The organism is Rossellomorea vietnamensis NBRC 101237 (genome assembly GCF_001591825.1).
Classification (GTDB): Bacteria; Bacillota; Bacilli; order Bacillales; family Bacillaceae_B; genus Rossellomorea; species Rossellomorea vietnamensis.
Genome location: NZ_BCVQ01000021.1, coordinates 50197 through 68384, shown reverse-complemented (window position 1 = coordinate 68384; position 18188 = coordinate 50197). Strand labels below are relative to the sequence as shown.

At 45.2% G+C, this 18188-nt stretch carries 18 protein-coding genes; 9 read left to right on the top strand and 9 right to left on the bottom strand.

Annotated elements, in window-relative coordinates; genetic code table 11:
- The first annotated feature begins 195 nt into the window (after positions 1-195).
- The 5 genes from BVI01S_RS12535 to BVI01S_RS23155 all read left to right on the top strand — a co-directional run bounded on the left by BVI01S_RS12535 (position 196) and on the right by BVI01S_RS23155 (position 4999).
- Complete coding sequence (locus tag BVI01S_RS12535) at positions 196-591, top strand: GntR family transcriptional regulator (protein ID WP_034760902.1); 396 nt, start codon at positions 196-198, stop codon at positions 589-591.
- Complete coding sequence (locus BVI01S_RS12530; RefSeq protein ID WP_034760900.1) at positions 578-1480, top strand: ABC transporter ATP-binding protein; 903 nt, start codon at positions 578-580, stop codon at positions 1478-1480. Before BVI01S_RS12535 ends, BVI01S_RS12530 begins: the two co-directional genes overlap by 14 nt.
- Complete coding sequence (locus BVI01S_RS12525) at positions 1452-3416, top strand: DUF6449 domain-containing protein (RefSeq protein ID WP_061810373.1); 1965 nt, start codon at positions 1452-1454, stop codon at positions 3414-3416. The genes BVI01S_RS12530 and BVI01S_RS12525 overlap by 29 nt, the downstream gene beginning before the upstream one ends.
- A 23-nt stretch (positions 3417-3439) precedes the next feature.
- A complete protein-coding gene (locus tag BVI01S_RS12520) occupies positions 3440-3973 on the top strand; it encodes an RNA polymerase sigma factor (protein WP_051758338.1) in 534 nt (177 codons plus the stop codon).
- 159 nt (positions 3974-4132) lie between these two features.
- Positions 4133-4999 carry an STAS domain-containing protein gene (locus tag BVI01S_RS23155; protein ID WP_034760898.1) on the top strand — a complete coding sequence of 289 codons (867 nt, stop codon included), beginning with the start codon at positions 4133-4135 and terminating at the stop codon, positions 4997-4999.
- A 68-nt stretch (positions 5000-5067) separates the two neighbouring features.
- Here BVI01S_RS23155 and BVI01S_RS12510 read toward each other — a convergent pair whose 3' ends face one another.
- Together BVI01S_RS12510 and BVI01S_RS12505 are read right to left on the bottom strand one after the other, a co-directional pair.
- Positions 5068-7812, bottom strand: coding sequence for a hypothetical protein (locus BVI01S_RS12510; protein WP_061810372.1), 2745 nt, complete (start codon positions 7810-7812; stop codon positions 5068-5070).
- Positions 7813-8058: 246 nt separating this feature from the next.
- Positions 8059-9249, bottom strand: a complete 1191-nt coding sequence (locus tag BVI01S_RS12505; RefSeq protein ID WP_034760895.1) for an MFS transporter — start codon at positions 9247-9249, stop codon at positions 8059-8061.
- A 522-nt stretch (positions 9250-9771) separates the two neighbouring features.
- Between BVI01S_RS12505 and pxpB the strand changes: the two genes are divergently transcribed.
- The 3 genes from pxpB (at position 9772) to BVI01S_RS12490 (ending at position 12706) form a co-directional block, all read left to right on the top strand.
- Positions 9772-10491, top strand: coding sequence for a 5-oxoprolinase subunit PxpB (gene pxpB, locus BVI01S_RS12500; RefSeq protein WP_061810371.1), 720 nt, complete (start codon positions 9772-9774; stop codon positions 10489-10491).
- Positions 10488-11492, top strand: a complete 1005-nt coding sequence (locus tag BVI01S_RS12495; RefSeq protein WP_061810370.1) for a 5-oxoprolinase subunit C family protein — start codon at positions 10488-10490, stop codon at positions 11490-11492. The genes pxpB and BVI01S_RS12495 overlap by 4 nt, the downstream gene beginning before the upstream one ends.
- A 71-nt stretch (positions 11493-11563) precedes the next feature.
- Positions 11564-12706 (top strand): NRAMP family divalent metal transporter, encoded by a 1143-nt coding sequence (locus BVI01S_RS12490; protein WP_439951111.1) that lies wholly within the window; start codon positions 11564-11566, stop codon positions 12704-12706.
- A 169-nt stretch (positions 12707-12875) separates the two neighbouring features.
- Here BVI01S_RS12490 and BVI01S_RS12485 read toward each other — a convergent pair whose 3' ends face one another.
- From BVI01S_RS12485 to BVI01S_RS12465, 5 genes are all read right to left on the bottom strand, one after another.
- Positions 12876-13073, bottom strand: a complete 198-nt coding sequence (locus BVI01S_RS12485) for a YwbE family protein (RefSeq protein WP_060671570.1) — start codon at positions 13071-13073, stop codon at positions 12876-12878.
- A 43-nt stretch (positions 13074-13116) separates the two neighbouring features.
- A complete protein-coding gene (locus BVI01S_RS12480; protein WP_034760887.1) occupies positions 13117-13347 on the bottom strand; it encodes an excisionase family DNA-binding protein in 231 nt (76 codons plus the stop codon).
- Between the two features lie 19 nt (positions 13348-13366).
- A complete protein-coding gene (gene rlmD, locus BVI01S_RS12475) occupies positions 13367-14743 on the bottom strand; it encodes a 23S rRNA (uracil(1939)-C(5))-methyltransferase RlmD (protein WP_034760886.1) in 1377 nt (458 codons plus the stop codon).
- Positions 14744-14874: 131 nt separating this feature from the next.
- Positions 14875-15246: a hypothetical protein gene (locus BVI01S_RS12470; protein WP_061810368.1), complete on the bottom strand. Its 372-nt coding sequence runs from the start codon at positions 15244-15246 to the stop codon at positions 14875-14877.
- On the bottom strand, positions 15246-15551 hold the full coding sequence (locus tag BVI01S_RS12465; RefSeq protein WP_061810367.1) for an antibiotic biosynthesis monooxygenase family protein: 306 nt from the start codon (positions 15549-15551) through the stop codon (positions 15246-15248). Before BVI01S_RS12465 ends, BVI01S_RS12470 begins: the two co-directional genes overlap by 1 nt.
- Positions 15552-15767: 216 nt before the next feature.
- Between BVI01S_RS12465 and BVI01S_RS12460 the strand changes: the two genes are divergently transcribed.
- Positions 15768-16118: a hypothetical protein gene (locus BVI01S_RS12460; RefSeq protein WP_061810366.1), complete on the top strand. Its 351-nt coding sequence runs from the start codon at positions 15768-15770 to the stop codon at positions 16116-16118.
- 54 nt (positions 16119-16172) lie between these two features.
- On the opposite strand, the gene BVI01S_RS12455 is transcribed toward BVI01S_RS12460, so the two are convergent.
- Positions 16173-17087, bottom strand: a complete 915-nt coding sequence (locus BVI01S_RS12455; RefSeq protein ID WP_034760879.1) for a diacylglycerol kinase — start codon at positions 17085-17087, stop codon at positions 16173-16175.
- 299 nt (positions 17088-17386) lie between these two features.
- Entirely contained in the window at positions 17387-18184 is a 798-nt protein-coding gene (locus BVI01S_RS12450) for an arylamine N-acetyltransferase (RefSeq protein WP_244886935.1), read from the bottom strand.
- Positions 18185-18188: the final 4 nt, after the last annotated feature.

The following is an 18188-nucleotide window of genomic DNA, read 5'->3' as shown; positions in this document are numbered from 1 at the left end:
CCGAGGAGGCTCACCGCCAGCCCCGTGGAAAGCGAGCATCCTGGAACGGAAATCAACTACCACTTCCTCCTAAAACATTACAAAAAACTATTTAGAAAAATTTTCATTTCCCCCCTTCCCAAACTGGCAGAACTTGTTATATACTTTAACTGTATTAAGACACGTAGTACACTACATACAGTCGGGAGGGTGGATATGTTTGAGCTTGATTTAAGAAGTCGTAAACCCATCTATGAACAATTAGTTGAAAAACTAAAAGAATTAATCATTAATGAAGTGCTGAAGCCGGATGAACAATTGCCTTCCGTTCGTACCCTGGCACAGCAGCTGACCATAAATCCAAACACAATCCAAAAAGCCTACAGGGAACTCGAATCTCAAAGATTCATTTATTCTGTGAAAGGACGGGGTAGCTTTGTCAATCCTTCAAGTCATATTCAAAACGCGGAGAAAATCATGAAAGTAAAAGAAGAGTTGTCTAAACTTCTGTCAGAGGCCCTTTACTTAGGGATCACAACGGAAGACTTAAAGCAGATGATTGCAGAAATCGAGGCAACGGTTGGAGGTAATCAAACTGATGATCGAGATTAAATCCATTAACAAAGCCTTTGAAGGCACACAAATCATACATGACATCTCTTTCTCTGTTGAAAAAGGTTCGATCTATGGCCTGCTCGGATCGAACGGTGCAGGAAAGACCACATTACTGAAAACCATTGCAGGAGTGTTGAAGCCTGAAAGCGGAGTGGTGTCCGTTAACACCCAGCCCGTCTATGAAAATATCCCGACGAAAGAGACGTTGTTCTTCATCCCTGATCAACCGTTTTTCTTCGCACATTACTCATTGACTCAAATGGCGCGTTTTTACCAGAACACGTATAGCCGTTGGAATGAAGAACGCTTTCAATCATTGCGCACTTTATTCGGGATTGACTCCAATAAGAACCTTCATAAATTTTCTAAAGGGGTTCAAAGGCAGGCGGCGTTTATCCTCGCCCTGGCCACTCAACCCGACGTCCTGATCCTGGATGAACCGATGGACGGCCTTGATCCCGTTGTCAGGAAAAAAGCCAAAAGCGTCCTGATTTCAGAAGTGGCCAACCGGGACATGACCATTATCATCTCTTCTCACAATCTTCGGGAAGTAGAGGATATTTGTGATCATATCGGCATTTTGCATGAAGGGGAATTTTTGCTGGAGAAGGAACTCGATGATTTAAAGTCCGGCATTCACAAAGTACAGCTGGCATTCAAGGGGGAGATCCCCGGGCAGCTCTTTAGTGATCTTGAAATCTTGCACAATGAAACGAGGGGAAGCGTGTCCCTCTGTATCGTCCGCGGTGAGGAGCAACGGGTGAGGAGCTTGATTCAGTCCTACCATCCGGTCATTTTCGACTTATTGCCCCTGACACTTGAAGAAATTTTTGTTTATGAAATGGAGGACGTCGGATATGCCATCCAAAACATCATGGATCAATAAAGAAATCATCGTTCAAAGCCTGCGGAATGTTGGATGGGTCGGCATCGTCTACTTTATCGGACTTCTATTTTCTCTACCTGTCGACATCATCGGACAATTATCCAGGGACCCTCAATCGTACCCGGTTGCGATTTATGAAAATCTGTTTAAAATGCAATACCCGATCCAAATAGGATTGTTGCTGATCATCCCGGTCATCCTATCTTTGTTCTTATTTCGTTATCTGCATGTGAAACAGGCTGGGGACTTCATGCACAGCCTACCCATCACCCGCAGAAAATTGTTTTTCCATTTTACCGGGACGGGGTTTGGGATCCTCATCCTGCCGGTTGTATTGAATACCGTGATCGTCCTTTCCCTGTATTCATTCACGGATCTTCAACAATATGTAGGGGTACAGGATATTTTTGTCTGGTGCATCATTACGATACTCATGAGTGTGCTCCTGTTCACAGCCTCTACCTTCGTTGCCATGATAACGGGGCTGACTGCCGTGCAGGGTGCCTTGACGTATATCCTGCTCCTATTGCCTGCAGGAATGTTTATGCTTGTTTGCTACAGTTTGAAAAATCTATTATTCGGATTTCCCGAGGACTATTTCTTCAATGTACAAATCGAGAAATACTCCCCGCTCATCAAAATAGTCTACCTTGAGAACAATCTCCTGTCCGGTACAGATGTCTTGTTATTCACCTTGATCACTCTCGTATTCTATGGTTTCTCATATGTGTTATACAAAATGAGAAAAGTGGAGGCTGCCTCCCAGGCGATTGTCTATCCTTTCCTGAGACCGTTGTTTAAATATGGTATCTCCTTCTGCTTCATGCTGGTCGGCGGGATGTACTTCGAAGGCATTTATCAGTCTGATGGCTGGACCTTATTCGGATATTTCTTCGGTTCACTCATCGGGTACTACATCGGTGAAATGATTTTGCAGAAACATTGGAGAGTATTCCGTCAATGGAAGGGTTACGCAGGATTCGCCATCGTCATTGCCCTTCTCGGATTCATCATTCAGTTCGACCTGTTTCACTATGAACAGAAGGTGCCCGAATTGGCAGATGTAGAGAAAGTTCATGTCAGTCAGAGCTATTACTCCCTGACGGACAACCCTGAGAATCTGATTAAAGATCCTTTTATGACAGATCCGAAAGCGATTGAAGCCGTCCTGGATCTTCATGAAGCGATTGTGGATCATCAGCGTGATAAGAATGAAGCACCTGAGAAAAACGAGCAGATCTTTCTCTATTACAAAATGAAGGACGGCAGTAAAATCGTACGGAATTACCTGATCGATATTGAAGATGTGAAATCTCAGTATGCATCTCTTTATGAAAGCAAGAATTACAAAGAGAAAACTCAACAGCTTTTCGGTGTGGACTCAGATAAAGTCGACAAACTCACCATTTATAACGAGATGGGGAATAAACCTGCCATCACCGTAGCAGACCCCACTGATATCAAGGAAGCCATCGATATCCTGAAAGAAGAAACGTACGATGATTCCTTTGAGGATCGTGACAAAATCAATCTTTATAATGTTGAATTCCTCATGTCCAAAGACACTTGGGCAAACACCGGCGTTAAAAAGAACGATAAGAAGTTTATTGCATGGCTCGAGGCTAAAGGATACTTAAAAGATCTTAAGATGACGGCATCTGATATCGAGTGGATGTATGTGACGCAGCCAGTTGATTACAACGATCCTTTGTCTCGACCGGTAGAAGAGTTGGCCCTTCAGTTAAAAAGAGAAAACAAGGGCATCGAAGTGAAAGATGGGGAACAAATCGAATCCATTATGGAGGAGCTCGTATACGATCATATGAATAACGGATACACCGTCATCATCAAGTACAAAAACCATGGATCCATCCAAACCCTTGGGTTACAGAAGAAAGATGCCCCTTCCTTTATCAAAAGAGAACTGAACGATTGATTATAGAAAGTCGAGGTGACCATATGGACACAATAAATACAGCAGCATCTCCTCAGACACTTGAGGAGATGTATGAACAATATCATAAGCTGATTTATCACATCGCTTACAACATAACGAAGGACGTTCATTTATCACAGGATGTCAGCCAGGAAACCTTCCTGAAAGCTTATATCAAAATGGATACCCTTGAAGACCCGGCAAAAATTAAATCATGGCTCACCACGATTGCAAAATGTACAGCCATCGACATCATCCGTCAACGATCCAAGCGCAATGAAACCTGCATAGAAGAGCACGAAGAATTCCATGCCATAGAGGACCACCACTCCCTGGAAGATGAAATCGATGCACGCTTCCTTAAAAGCAGCATCCAGGACCATATCACACATCTTCCACTCACTCAGCAGGAGGTCATGGCACTGAAAGTCACGGAAGACATGAGTGACCGTGAAATCGCCACAAGGCTGAACCTGCCCCCTTCTACGGTGAAAACCCGTTTCCACCGGGCCAGGAAGCAATTGTATTCGATCGTTCAATGTAAAATATCTGCATAGGAAAAGGAGCTATGGTGAGGGCTCCTTTTTTTTGGTGTATCCAAGAAATTATAAGATGTATATGATGTATTGGTTTTTGGGAATTTCAACCCAAATCATTGACAGTCCTTCCAATAGGTTTCAAAATAGAAGGATAAGTCATTCTCAAAGGGAGAGTTTATGGACACTCATTCGTCTCATTTATATGAATACTTGACTGACCACGCCTTAGATTTCACAGAAGACTGGCTGAGATTTCAGAATATTAAAACCGGATCTCACTATTCTCTGGATTCTCCGCCTGAGGTTCTGAATAAAGTCAAAGAACAAAATTCCAATTATGTAAAGGTCATTGCAAGATGTCTATTACTTTCAGATGAGGAATCAAAAGAATTGATCTCTAACTGGACGAAGGAAACGGCCACCGATCGAAGCAAATCCAGTACGACCCTTGATGAAGTCGTGCGAAACTCAGGTATTTTCAGAAGGGTGTATTGGACGTATGTCGAAAGATTCGTCGAAGATCACTCTGAACTACACATCCAATTGAAAGAGGTATTTGAGTGGGAGCGCAAGATTAACTTCGCCCTGGATTATGTGCTGGAAACGTTCACTTCGACATTCCTTGGGATCTTAATGAATAGGCTTCAGGCTCAGTCCACATTGATCCAGGAATTAAGTACACCTGTCATTTCTTTAACCTCTGAAGTTGGGCTGCTTCCGATCATTGGGGATATTGATACAACCCGTGCCCGAATGATCATGGACTCGACCCTTCAGCAAAGTGCTGATGCCCATCTGTCCATGCTGATCATCGACTTGTCCGGAGTCGTGTTGGTGGACACCATGGTGGCCCAGCAGATCTTCCGTCTCATCGATGCCTTGAACCTGCTGGGAGTCAAATCCATCATCACGGGTATCCGGCCTGAAGTCGCCCAGACAGCGATCCATCTCGGACTCGATTTCTCCACCATCCATACTGAAAATTCCCTGGAACGGATCATCGCCGAAGTCATCCAGGAAAATAGCAGCTTTTTGCACATGTAAGTAGCGAACGAAAGAAAAGACTGATCCAATCCAAGGTGTGGCCGATGGATTGAATCAGTCTTTTTATTTTATGAAAAATGATGGGAAGCGTTGTAACTGGCCTTCACCATGTATTCATGCTGAAGAAGTTTCACTTCAAACAGGGTGATCGGATCGAAATATCGTTCCGGATGTGCTTTCATTTTCTTCAGTTCTTGCTGATCGGCTGCAATCTCCGCTTCCGTATCCTTGATCGTCACCTCCAGCTGCTTGAACGGGCCAGCGAAGAATGACTGAACATCCTGCTGCAGGGATTTCTCGAACAGATCAAACTGAAGGAAGAACTTCTGGACAACGGATGCCGTAATATCCTGATAATCTTCGTTCTCCAGATAACGCTTGTACTGGTTGTATAATAATGACTTATTCTGCGGCAGGACCCCAAGTAGCTTTCCAGCGCTTTTCAGAAGGAACTGAGCCGGTTTAAACCGTAACAGGATATTCTCTTTGTCGATTTGTGCCCTCGTTCCCATTCTGCTGACGTCCCTGCGCCAGTCATCAACCACTTGGAAATCGCATTGTAAAACGACTTTATCCTTCCCGAATAGACCGTTGAACGTTTCACTCATTTCATTCAAGTAGTCCTGGCTGTCCTGCAGCTCCTGTTTTGAAAAGGCAAGCCACTCCTCAAGGGACGTGACGTAACGAGGCATGAGATCGTCCTGGATGTACTCCTGGATCCTTGTGTTCATCGCATCATTTAATTCTGTGTGGATTTGTTTGAAATCACTTTCTTCGCTGATCAATTCCGAGCAGGCGCTGAGTATGGCAGGAATTTTCTCAGAGATTTCCTTCTTCATGGCTTCCTTCTTTTGATGGAAGGAATCCTTGATGATGGAAACCTTATCGCTTTGCATGTCTCCCAAGTAGTTCTCGAATCCGTTTAGACGGGTGAGGATGTCCTCATTTTTTTCAATCGTTTCCTTTAAATCATTTTCATGATTCTTACGCTTCGAATATAGATCCCTTAACGTTTTTCTCACTAAATAAAATAATTTGCTTCCACGCTCTCCCTTAAGGGCACCGCTCTTCACCTGATAATGCTCCCTAAGGAACGTCTCCACATCTTTACGCTGAAGATGAACGGCTTCAAGGGACGAGTAAGGCAGCACCTCTGCATCGGGGAACCATTCACGGGCTTTGTTCCGTGCAGATTCAATGATTTCTTCCGTTCTCTCGGTGTGGGATACTTTATCCATCTTATTTAATAAGAAATGAACGTTCACAGGCTGTCCTATTTCCGCTAATTTCCGTAGGGTCTGACGGTCTTCTGCATTAAAAGGGGCATCGGCATTCAGGACATACAATAACCCATCGGCTGCAGGATAAAAGGCAGTCAGATCGTCAAGCTTCTTCTTACCCGTTTGAACATCGATGAGGGCCGTTCCATTTTTCTTAAGGAACTCTGATGGAAGCTTATACTCGACAAAGGCTTCACGCTGCATCAACTCTTCGAAGTCTGAAATGCTTTCCACTTGATGAACACCTTGATCATGGATCTCCTTCACTTCCACCTGCTGATCATGATAGCTGTAGATGATCGTTGATTCTTCAGCTTCCCCGACACTTTCACCCAGGACGGATTGAACGAAGGAAGACTTCCCGCTCGATGCACTTCCCGCAATCAATAGATGATGTTCACTCAGATCCATCAACTGCTCTGCGATCCACTGGGTTTTGTATCCGACAGGTGCGTCATTCCGTTCCGCCCACTGAATGATTTTATTCAAGAACAGAATGATGTCTTCAAACCGGGCCTGATAAGCATTTTCCTCTAGGAGGATCATCTCCGCTTCTTCCGTCACCATTGGTTCGATGCTGTAGGAAAAGACATCGTTCCAGGCCAAAACGGCTGCTGCCGGAAATAGCGGCTCTTGATCCCTGCTCACCTTCAACCAGTTCGTCAACATACTTGGCATGAAGCCTTCAAGGTCTTTCACAAGGTAATCACCTTCAAGGAAGCCGATATATGCCTCTTTAAAGTGAGAAAGAATGTCCTGCCAAGAATCGTTCGGAAGGATCTCCACATATTCAAAGATCGTATTCACCGTCAGCATCCATTCGATATGGGCAGCGGAGTGGCCTCTGTAACTCGCCCAAAGACTGGATACGAGATCCTTGAATTGTTTACGGTCTTTTTCATACACTGCGATCAATAGATCATAGAAATAATCCGGAGCAAATGACCTTGTGTACCCTTGATCACCATACTCTCTCAAAATCATGAACCATGCAGGTTCCCTCGTCCGGATGGATTCCTTCACCGCCAGTTCCACTGCTTTATTCCAGTCCCCCTGCTCCTCATAAAAAGTCCTTGCGAGTTCAGTGACGTTCGGATAATCCGGTTCGATCGATAATGCTTTTTCGATCGTGTGATAGGCAGATTGAATCTTGTTCCTCTCGATGTACAAGGAGAATAGCTGCAGGGACACCTCCATGGTCAGCATCGTACTATCGGTTTGGATGGCGGTGTATACATCCTCGGCTGAAGACAGCATCCCGAGCTCATAGTAAGAATCCGCAATGTTCTTCTTAGCCCATGGCTCCAGTTCGTTCAGGATGCTTTCCCATTTGAAGATGGCTGCTTCATAGTCCCTGCTGTGAAAGTAAACCTCTCCTTGGGCATAGCGGATGTACGTTAAATCATACGGTTCGTTTTGCTGTTCTTCGACAAATGCTCCTCCAAGTACTTCTATTGGATGACGGTTCGTGTCCTGATCTACTAAAAAAGTTCGATAAAATGACTTCTCCATCAGTAATTTTTCTTCTGTCATAATGTCCTCCGTTATATGTGGGCCTCCTTTGCCGGAAGCCTCACAGACTTGTCTATTTCTCTCATTCTAACAGAATTTCATGGGGATAAAATTTCATTTCCTTTTCATTTTCCGATTGATACTTTCTGCCGTGATTCAATGGAATTACTTCTATTACAGAAGAAAGGACTATCCATTACGAAAGGCTTTGCTGCCCCTCCAAAATAGATAGTCCTTTATACTTACCACTATTATTCTCCCATCAAACTATGCGGAAGTCTGATGGACAAGCTTTTTTTGTTTCCTGCCTTCAAAAATCGCCACTACGAGGGCAATGAGTAAAAACAGACTGGAAATTTGGAAAAGCACACCCGTCTCGACATACTGAGCCAGCACGCCGAATACCAAGCCGCTCAACCCGATACCAAGATCGATGGAAGAGAAAAACATGCCGTTCGCCACTCCACGTCTATGATCCGGCGTCATGGACAATGTCCAGGATTGAAGGGTAGGGATGAGTGAACCGAATCCAACTCCGAAAAGAAGTCCCGCTACGACGATCAGTAAATCGGAATGGGCGAAAGACAGTGCCCACATACCGATAAACGTCACGACGATACAGAATAGCACTAGCCCCTTTGGTCCCCGTTCATCAAACCACTTCCCTGCTATCGGTCTGGATAGGGACGCCATGATCGCATTACATAAATAGAACAGGAAGATATGCTGTATTCCGCGTTCTTCCCCGAAGATAACGATGAATGTTACAATCGATCCGTATCCAAATGTCACCATGATGGTAATGAAAGCCGGGAACCAGCTGGATTTTTCGACTAATGAACCAAGATAGGAAAACTTCAAATCTTCTTTCTTCGTTTCTTTGACCACTTTAGGCGTCTGATAATGAACGATTCCCAATAAGAAAATCGCGATGACACCCAGTACACTTGATGTGATGATCAGATTCGTGAACGTCGTCACCTGGAATAAATAGATTCCGAGACTCGGGGCGATGATCATCCCGATTGTAATCGACAAGCCGTAATACCCCATCCCTTCTCCCAATCGGGATTTAGGCACCACATCGACGGCTGCCGTTCCGTTGACAGTTGTGGACCAGCCCCAAGCGAGCCCGTGCACAAAGCGGAATAATAAAAAGATGAAGACCACACTCGACAATGGATAAATCACCGTAATCGCGAGTAACGAGATCACCCCTATCAAGACAAGCGGCTTCCTGTCCCTGTATTCCAGCATAAACCCAATAAACGGCCGGCTCAACACAGCCCCGATTGAAAACAGCGTCGTCACCAATCCAATCTCAAGCCCTGAAGCCCCGATCGATTTAATATAAGGAGGAAGCGTCGGAATCAACATCTGAAACGACATAAACACAAACAAATTCCCCACCATCAACATAATAAAAGACCTCGTCCATAAAGGATCCTTCACCTTCATAAACAAACCTCCCTTCCCATCTATCAAACCCCACCAGCAGATGGGGATATTATTTCGGATTACTAAATAATAGCACATAAAACACAATTGCGATACGAATTAAAACAACGGAAATGTGTAAGTTTTTAACAGAATGCAAATAGTAACAACGAGACTACATTCACTATTATGGAGAAAATAATTCTTTACTGTTTTTTTGGCTTATTCCGGGGATAGGGGGACAACCGACAGGAGAAAATTCATTTTATCCTGTCGGTTGTCCCCCTATCCCCGGCCTTTCAGCATAAGCTGAAAGGCGAGTGAAACGAACGTTTCACTCGAATAAGCCAAAAAACACACTAGGTTCAAAGTCATAATCCATTCAAATATTCAGCTAATTCCCATACTTTTATTGAAAACACAAAGAATTATACTATAATAACAACATGGCCAAACTTTCTGAATTATCTTATTTGCGCGGCCACTCATACATATTTACTTTTTACTCCTTATAAATATACAACCATGAATGGAGGTCATTCTTTGAAGTATACGTTACGCCCATTAGGCGACCACGCCGTCGTCATCCAATTAGGCAGCTCGATCCAACAAGAAACGCACGACCTGGTGAAAGCGGTAACAAATCTAATCGAAACCCAATCATTCGACTGGCTGGTAGAATATATCCCGGCCTTCACAACCGTCACACTCTATTACGACCCAATCAAACTCACCGATTCTCACAAACCCTTTCAAAACACACTTCCATACACGGTCGTCTGTTCTGAAATCGAAAACATGCTTTCAAACCTGAAAACCGGAGAAAAAGGAGAAGCAAGAATCATCGATATCCCCGTATGCTACGGTGGAGAATTCGGACCTGACCTTGAAGAAGTCGCCAACCATCATCAATTATCCACTGAGGAAGTCATCACCAAACACATGAACGGGGACTATCTCGTTTACATGATTGGCTTCGCACCAGGATTCCCTTATATCGGCGGCATGTCTCCGGAAATCGCGACGCCGAGAAGAAAGTCCCCACGTCTGAAAATACCGGCAGGATCAGTTGGAATAGCAGGGGAACAAACAGGGGTATACCCCATCGAAACACCCGGTGGATGGCAGCTGATCGGCCGCACACCCCTAAAACTGTTCAAGCCTGATAACAACGACTCACCGAGCCTGTTGAAAGCCGGGGACCGGATACGCTTCACACCGATTTCACTTGAAGAATATAGAGCATTGGAGGAGGAACAATGATTACTATAATCAAACCGGGCCTCCTGACAACCATTCAGGATTTAGGAAGGTACGGCTATCAAAAGTACGGCGTCATCGTGAGTGGGAGCATGGATCCCCTCGCCCACAAAATTGCGAACCTTCTCGTCGGCAACGAAGTGGACGAAGCAACCCTGGAAATCACCTTGATGGGACCTGTCCTTGAATTTAAGGAAACTTCCCTGATCTCGATTTGCGGGGGAGATTTAACTCCGACGATTGACGGGAAGCCCGTTCCATTAAGGAGATCCCTCTTGATCAAAGCCGGAAGCATCCTTAAGTTCGGGGCATGCACGAATGGCTGCCGCAGTTATCTTGCCGTTGCAGGAGGTTTTCGTGTCGAAAAAGTCATGAACAGCAGGTCCACATATGTAAGGGCGGGAATCGGAGGACTGAAAGGTCGTTCCCTTCAGGCGGGCGATACATTGGAAACAGGACCGTTCAACAAAGAATCAGCCAATATGATCGACTATTTACTTCCATATGTCGAGAAGAGTGACTTCACGGAAATAGACTGGTCGATATCATCTGAATTCATTTCATCCTATCACCAGAAGAAAGTCATTCGGGCCATCCCTGGAACGGAGTACGATTTATTTTCCGAAGAGAGCCGCGAACAGTTTTTCAATCAGCCATTTAAAGTATCTTCCCAATCAGACAGGATGGGATACCGTCTTGAAGGTCCGTCCCTCTATCTTGATGAGGAATTCGATATGGTATCGGAAGCAGTGGTGTTTGGGACGATTCAAGTTCCGTCGAATGGTCAGCCGATCATTCTGCTCGCTGACCGGCAAACGACGGGAGGCTATCCGAGGATAGGATACATTGCATCCGTTGATCTTCCCCTCATTGCTCAAACGAAGCCGGGGGAATCCATTACATTCACCATGATCTCCCATGAAAAGGCGCAGGAGCTATACATAGATCGTGAGCGCCAATTAAACCATTTGAAGCAAGGAATCGCCTTGAAATTTAACTCTTAGTTCACAACAAAGGAGAGAACCCCTTGAAGAAAAAATCAAATTTCAGCCTATTACTGGGAGCAGCGTTCCTGATGGCGACCTCCGCCATCGGACCGGGCTTCCTGACTCAAACAACCGTCTTTACTGAAAAGCTGGCCGCAAGCTTTGGTTTCGTCATATTAATTTCCATCCTAATCGATATTGGCGCCCAGCTGAATATTTGGCGTATCATTGCCATTTCTGAAAAAAGGGCTCAGGATATCGCAAATGATGTCCTTCCTGGATTAGGGTATTTCCTTGCCATCCTCATCGTGGCAGGAGGCCTTGCCTTTAACATCGGGAATATCGCCGGAGCCGGACTCGGTACGAATGTCCTATTCGGGATTTCACCTGAAATGGGCGCATTGTTCAGCGGAATCGTCGCAGTCGGGATCTTCCTGGTAAAGGAAGCGGGCAGATTGATGGACAAATTCGCTCAAATCCTGGGATTATTGATGATCATCCTTACGGTATATGTCATGTTTACTGCCAACCCACCTGTCGGCGAAGCCGTAACGAAAACATTCGCTCCCGACACCATCGATTTTCTCGCGATCATCACCCTGGTCGGCGGGACAGTCGGTGGATACATCACCTTTGCCGGGGGGCATCGATTATTAGAGGCTGGGATAACAGGAAAAAAATCCCTTCCTGAAATCACAAAAAGCTCCGTATCAGCCATCGGAATCGCGTCCATCATGCGAATCTTTCTATTCCTCGCCGCGTTAGGGATTGTCGCTCAAGGGTTTGCATTAGACCCTAAGAACCCACCTGCGTCCGTATTCCAGCTGGCTGCCGGTGATATCGGGTACAAGATGTTCGGAATCGTCATGTGGTCTGCCGCTGTTTCATCCGTTGTCGGGGCAGCCTATACGTCGGTATCCTTCATCCGTACATTCAGCCCGCTCCTTGAGAAATATCATAAGTGGCTGATCGTCGGTTTCATTACGATCTCAACACTTGTGTTCGTGATTGTCGGTAAACCGGTTGCCATCTTGATCCTGGTCGGATCCCTCAATGGATTGATCCTGCCGATCGCCCTCGGTGTCATGCTGATTGCCGCCCATAAAACAAAAATCGTCGGTGACTACAAGCACCCGATCTGGATGACCGTATTCGGTGTGCTGATTGTCGTGGCCATGTCTTATATGGGTGTCTACTCGTTGATCCAAGGCATCCCTCAATTGTTTAGTTAAACAAAGATGGAAAGACCTCGATCCCTTGCGGAGATCGAGGTCTTTTTGTGTGGGCTGACTTTTTTGCACCAGGTACATTCTGAACTTTTTGTACCTGGTACAATCCCATTGAATTGTACTAGGTACATTACTTTTCAAGACATAGTAAAAAAGAGACCGCTCCGGCCTCTTATTTCTGAATAATATTCTTCACCCGTCCAACCTGTCCATCTGCTAATCGGACTTTGATGCCGTGTGGGTGATTGGGGGAATTCGTTAGTATATCTTTCACAATCCCCCGAGTCAGTTTGTCTGTGCGCTGGTCTTTTTTCAGGACGATGTCCACTTCAAGACCCGGTTTTATATTGGAACGCTGTTGTCCGTTCATTGTATTCTCCATTTCTTAAAAAAATTTCTGGATTCGTCCAGTACTAGTCTTCATCCTTCACATCAATATCTTCAGGGATCGGTTCACTTAGATATTCTGCGAGCTGTCGTTTCATTTTCTCCATTTGCTCAAGATGCTGATTGAATTGATCCCGGTATAGTAAATACTGTTCTCCATCGTGGACTGCCCGAATCTTCCTTTGCTGCACGAGGCTTTCAATATACGATTCGGGGAGGGACAGATATTCGGCTGTTTCTTTAATGGTGAGATACATGGTGATCATCCCTCACTTTTCATTCAACTAACTCGATCTTCGCAACGGCTTCACAGTGCATGGTCTGTGGAAACATATCGACCGGCTGCACCTCCGTTGTTTTATACCCGCCGTCTTCCAATATTCTAAGGTCACGGGCAAGGGTTGCCGGGTTGCAGGATACATAGACCACCCGCTTCGGCTTCATGGCAAGGATTGTGTTCAGAAGTGCTTCATCACAGCCCTTTCGCGGAGGATCGACGACAAGGACGTCCGCTTTGATCCCTTCCTTATACCAATCGGGGATGACCACTTCCGCAGGTCCCGCTTTGAATTCCACATTTGTCATATCATTCAACTCGGCATTTTGCTTCGCGTCTTCTATCGCCTGTGGAACGATTTCCACCCCGTATACCTTCTTCGCCTTTTGAGCGAGGAATAAGGAGATCGTACCGATTCCGCAATACGCATCGATGACGGTTTCTTCTCCCTGCAAATCGGCATACTCCAACGCTTTATCATAAAGCACCTTCGTCTGCTCCGGGTTCACCTGATAGAAGGATCTTGCTGAGATCGCAAACTTCACGTCCCCGATATAATCGTGGATCACTTCCTCCCCCCATAGGACGCGGGTTGTATCACCCATGATCACGTTTGTCCGTTTGGGGTTCACGTTATGGACGACCGATTTCAAGCCTTCTATATTTTCGATAAGTGCATCCACTATCGCCTTCTTATGTGGAAGCTCAGGCGTCCGCGTGACCAATACCACCATCACCTCACCCGTCGTATATGCCGTCCGGGTCATAATATGGCGGAGAGTCCCTTTATGATTTTTCTCATCATAGGGACGGACCTCCAATTTTTCACATACATCCTTCACGTGCTGGATCACTTCATCATTTTTTTCATATTGAATGATGCATTTGTCCATATCGATGATCTCATGACTGCGCTTTTGATAGAAACCAGCTACAAACCGTCCGTCCTTTTCCCCTACAGGAACCTGGGCTTTATTGCGGTAGCGCCATGGCTCTTCCATTCCAAGGACCGGATGTACAGGGACGTCCTGAAGTTTCCCGATACGCTGCATGACGTCCTTTACATTCTTCTCTTTTGCTTTCAGCTGGCCTTCGTACGTCATATGCTGGATCTGGCAGCCTCCGCATTCCCTGTAGATCGGACAAGGGGGTTCCTGACGAAACGGACTATCTTTCGTGCGTTCTGACAGTCGGCCGAACCCGTATCCTTTACTCGTTTTCACGACTTTGACCCGGCCTTCTTCCCCGGGCAGGGCATTGGGGACGAATAATGGGTATCCGTCGACCTTTGTTACTCCATTGCCGTCATGGGTCAAATCCTCGAATACGGCTTCATCTATATAATCATTTTTTTGAACGGGTGCTTTTTTACTCACGTGTATCTTCCTTTACGAATTCCTTTTTAAGACTCTACTGATTGTACCATAAATGGAGAAGGAGAATGAAATGGATGGAGGTCCGTCCCTCTCTATGAAAAAAAGCATCGAAGGGCCGATGCTTTTTGTGTTCAGGAGGAGGCGGGTTCTTCCCTGTCTGCGGCCTGGATGGATTCGATTGCCTGTTTCAGATAAAGCTCGAAGGCTTCACCCTTTTCGACACGGGTCTCTTCGAGGGATTCCATGATGCACTTGAAATTATCGATAAGATGATCGGATTTCATGCCCCTGCTCACAAGCACGCTGTTCAGCCAGAGGGCATAATCGGAAAACACCTTCGATTCACCTACATCGGCAGCAGACTCCAGGTAATTGAAGTGATGGATATTATCTTCATAGCATTTCTTCCGGCCGGCTTCTCCAAACTTTTCATCCAATTCCGGGTATCGATCGTATAGTTTCACAACGGCTTCATCTATCACATGTTTATACTTATTTTCCATCAGTACGCCACCACTTTATACCGGTCAATGGACGGGATGATGGATGCCAATTCCTGATCAGGGTATTTCTTTTCCAGATCATGAATCCGCTTATAGTCTTCACTTTGTACCCATTTCATGAAATCTTCTTTCGTATCCCACTCCATATGGACGGTGATCTCTCCCGGCTTTTTCTCATTTTGCAGCAGGAGGAACCGTTGGAATCCGTCTGCTTTGTCTACCAGACCTGAACGGGTATGATAGATTGATATGACTTCCTCTGCCTTCTCATCAGGCACTACAAATGTTGAATGTACGATATACATGATATTCTCCTTCTCACCGGCACATGATCAGACATGCTTTTTATTCACTGTAACACAGTCAGGGAGTGCCGGGGTATACAAAATTTAACAGGCTGTAAAAGAAAGAGACACAATGTACATTTTCTTGTTAGGATGTAAAAACTTACCGCGTTTTATCCGATCTACAAAGGGTACAATGGTATGTGCAACAATTCTAGAAAGAGAAGGTAGATAAATATGAACCCAGACTTCTTAGTAAACCTTATCCTTGTAGGGAATGTTTTTCTTGGAGTGTTATTCGCTCTCAAGTCAAGAAGGTGGTGGCTACCCTATATACTGATCGGACTCACCTTTCTGACCTTGACCTTTGGATTCGGGATATCCCTTTTGCTGAATAAAGAATCGATCCTTGCTTATTTATTTGTGTTCGTCGTCGGGCAACTGATATGGGTCTTTGCCTTTGTGATTGTCGCCCATTTATTGTCCTGGATCGTCCGGAAGGTTCCTTTCCGTCATAAACAACAGATCGGATGGGGCTTTTTGATCGGATTTCCATTGACGTTTTCCATTTTTTTGTTTGTTAACTAAAGAATCTTCATACAAAAAAAAGGAATGCCGTAACCCCAACGGCATTCCTTTTTATCATTCTGCTTTATCTTCCGGCCGGATCTTATCAAGTGGGACGAAGACTTGCAGGTGACGGTACAGGTTTTCGAATTCGGCAGGAAGGACTCCTCCAAGCTCGCCGTCCACATTCAGCTGCACCTTTTCTTTCGCCTTGATCTTGATCCTGTTGGCTTGTGTGTAAATGACGTTCGGATCATTCACATGCTCTCCACGTACTGCCAGGGAAGCAATGCGGATAAACTCTGCCAGATTCGTTTTCTTCAGAATCAGGAGAGAAAATAACCCGTCATTGATCGAAGCATCGGGAGCCAGTTTCTCGAAGCCGCCGACGGAATTGGTCAATCCGATGAGGAAAAGCATCGCTTGTCCTTCAAACAGCTTACCATCATATTCGATCGACACATCCGTCGGTTTAATGGAAGGAAGCATTTCAATGCCCTTCAGATAATAAGCAAGCTGCCCCATCATGGTTTTAAGCTTACTCGGTACTTCATAGGTCAATTCCGTGATTCTTCCCCCACCGGCGATATTGATGAAATAACGCTCATTCATGCGTCCGATATCGACCGGGATCGTTTCACCCTTCGTAATCACATCAATGGCCGAGCTGATATCCTTTGGAATGTGCAGGGCACGGGCGAAGTCATTCGTTGTCCCCATCGGAACAATCCCCAGCTTCGGCCGGTAGTCCTGTTCAGCTAATCCGTTCACGACTTCATTTAACGTACCGTCCCCACCTGCAGCGACGACGATATCATATTTGCGTTCAACAGCGATCCGTGCCGCTTCGGTTGCATCCCCTTCACAAATGGTGGCGTGTACAGATGTTTCATATCCTGCCTGCTCCAATTTGATTAATACTTCAGCGAGGTGTTTTTTAAAAAGCTCCCGCCCCGAAGTCGGATTGTATATTATTCTTGCTCGTTTCATACCCATCATCCTAATCTGTATTGATTAAAAAAACTCGTCCATGTATATACCATCTTTTAACATCATATACCAATTTAATTTATTCATGCAAAATATGTTCAAAAGGCAGGATTTTTCAAATCGTCCACCGGTCAATATCATAACTCTTTTCACAGGAAAAATCTAATGAAATATGAAATTTCACACGCCTGTTGTGGGCAGGTTCCATGATTGTCAGAAAGAATTCATAAATGGGGAGTTATACTGGGAGGGAAGCAAAAAAATAACCGTACAGAATATCACCCTGATATTCTGTACGGTTATGGGAATAGATGTATGTTCCGTTTTCGCAAAAATTGGATGGATTCTTCAAGGGACTTCATATCAAAATGATAGACTTCCCCAATAATGTCTTTCCACTTATCCAGATCCTTCATTCGATACTCCCGGATATTCCGGTAGGTCATGACCTTCAACGTCCGATTACGGAGAAAATAACACTGGTTCCCCTGGAAGCGGACGGCGGTGATTCTTCTCATGGTGATGTTGTCATCGGAATCCAGATAGGACGCCTGTATGTCCCTCTCCAAGTCTTCTTCTTCTAGCGGTATCCACTCTATAGTCTTTTTTACAAACGTCTTCCCGTTCGAACGGCGATCGACTTCGAACTCACGGATGTCCTTCTGGGTAAAGATGATTTCCTCTCCAAATCCGTGAAGCAGATGCTTCTGTCTCGCCTCGAGCTCCACAGGCTTCATGATGGGAGAACCATAACCGACATCGACATACAGCTTACGGTTATCAATCGAAATCATCAGTCCCAGGTGTCCCGGGTTCACTCTGACAAATTGACAATGGAAGCCTAGTTTTTTCAGCAACCTTCCAAAATTAATATTCAGCGTAAAGCACGTTCCTCCCCACCCTTTCAGATGGAGATTTTCTGCAAATGTCTCCAACGAGGGGACAAAGGAGCCCCCCTCAGAGAAATAATAAAATTTACTGAATGTCTCATAGGGAATCCGTATCAGATGCTGTTGGATCAAGCGCTGTAAGTAGTTCAAAGTAGGGGGCTCGATATCCATATTTAAATAGTTCACATATTTTTTTACTGCTTCCAATCCG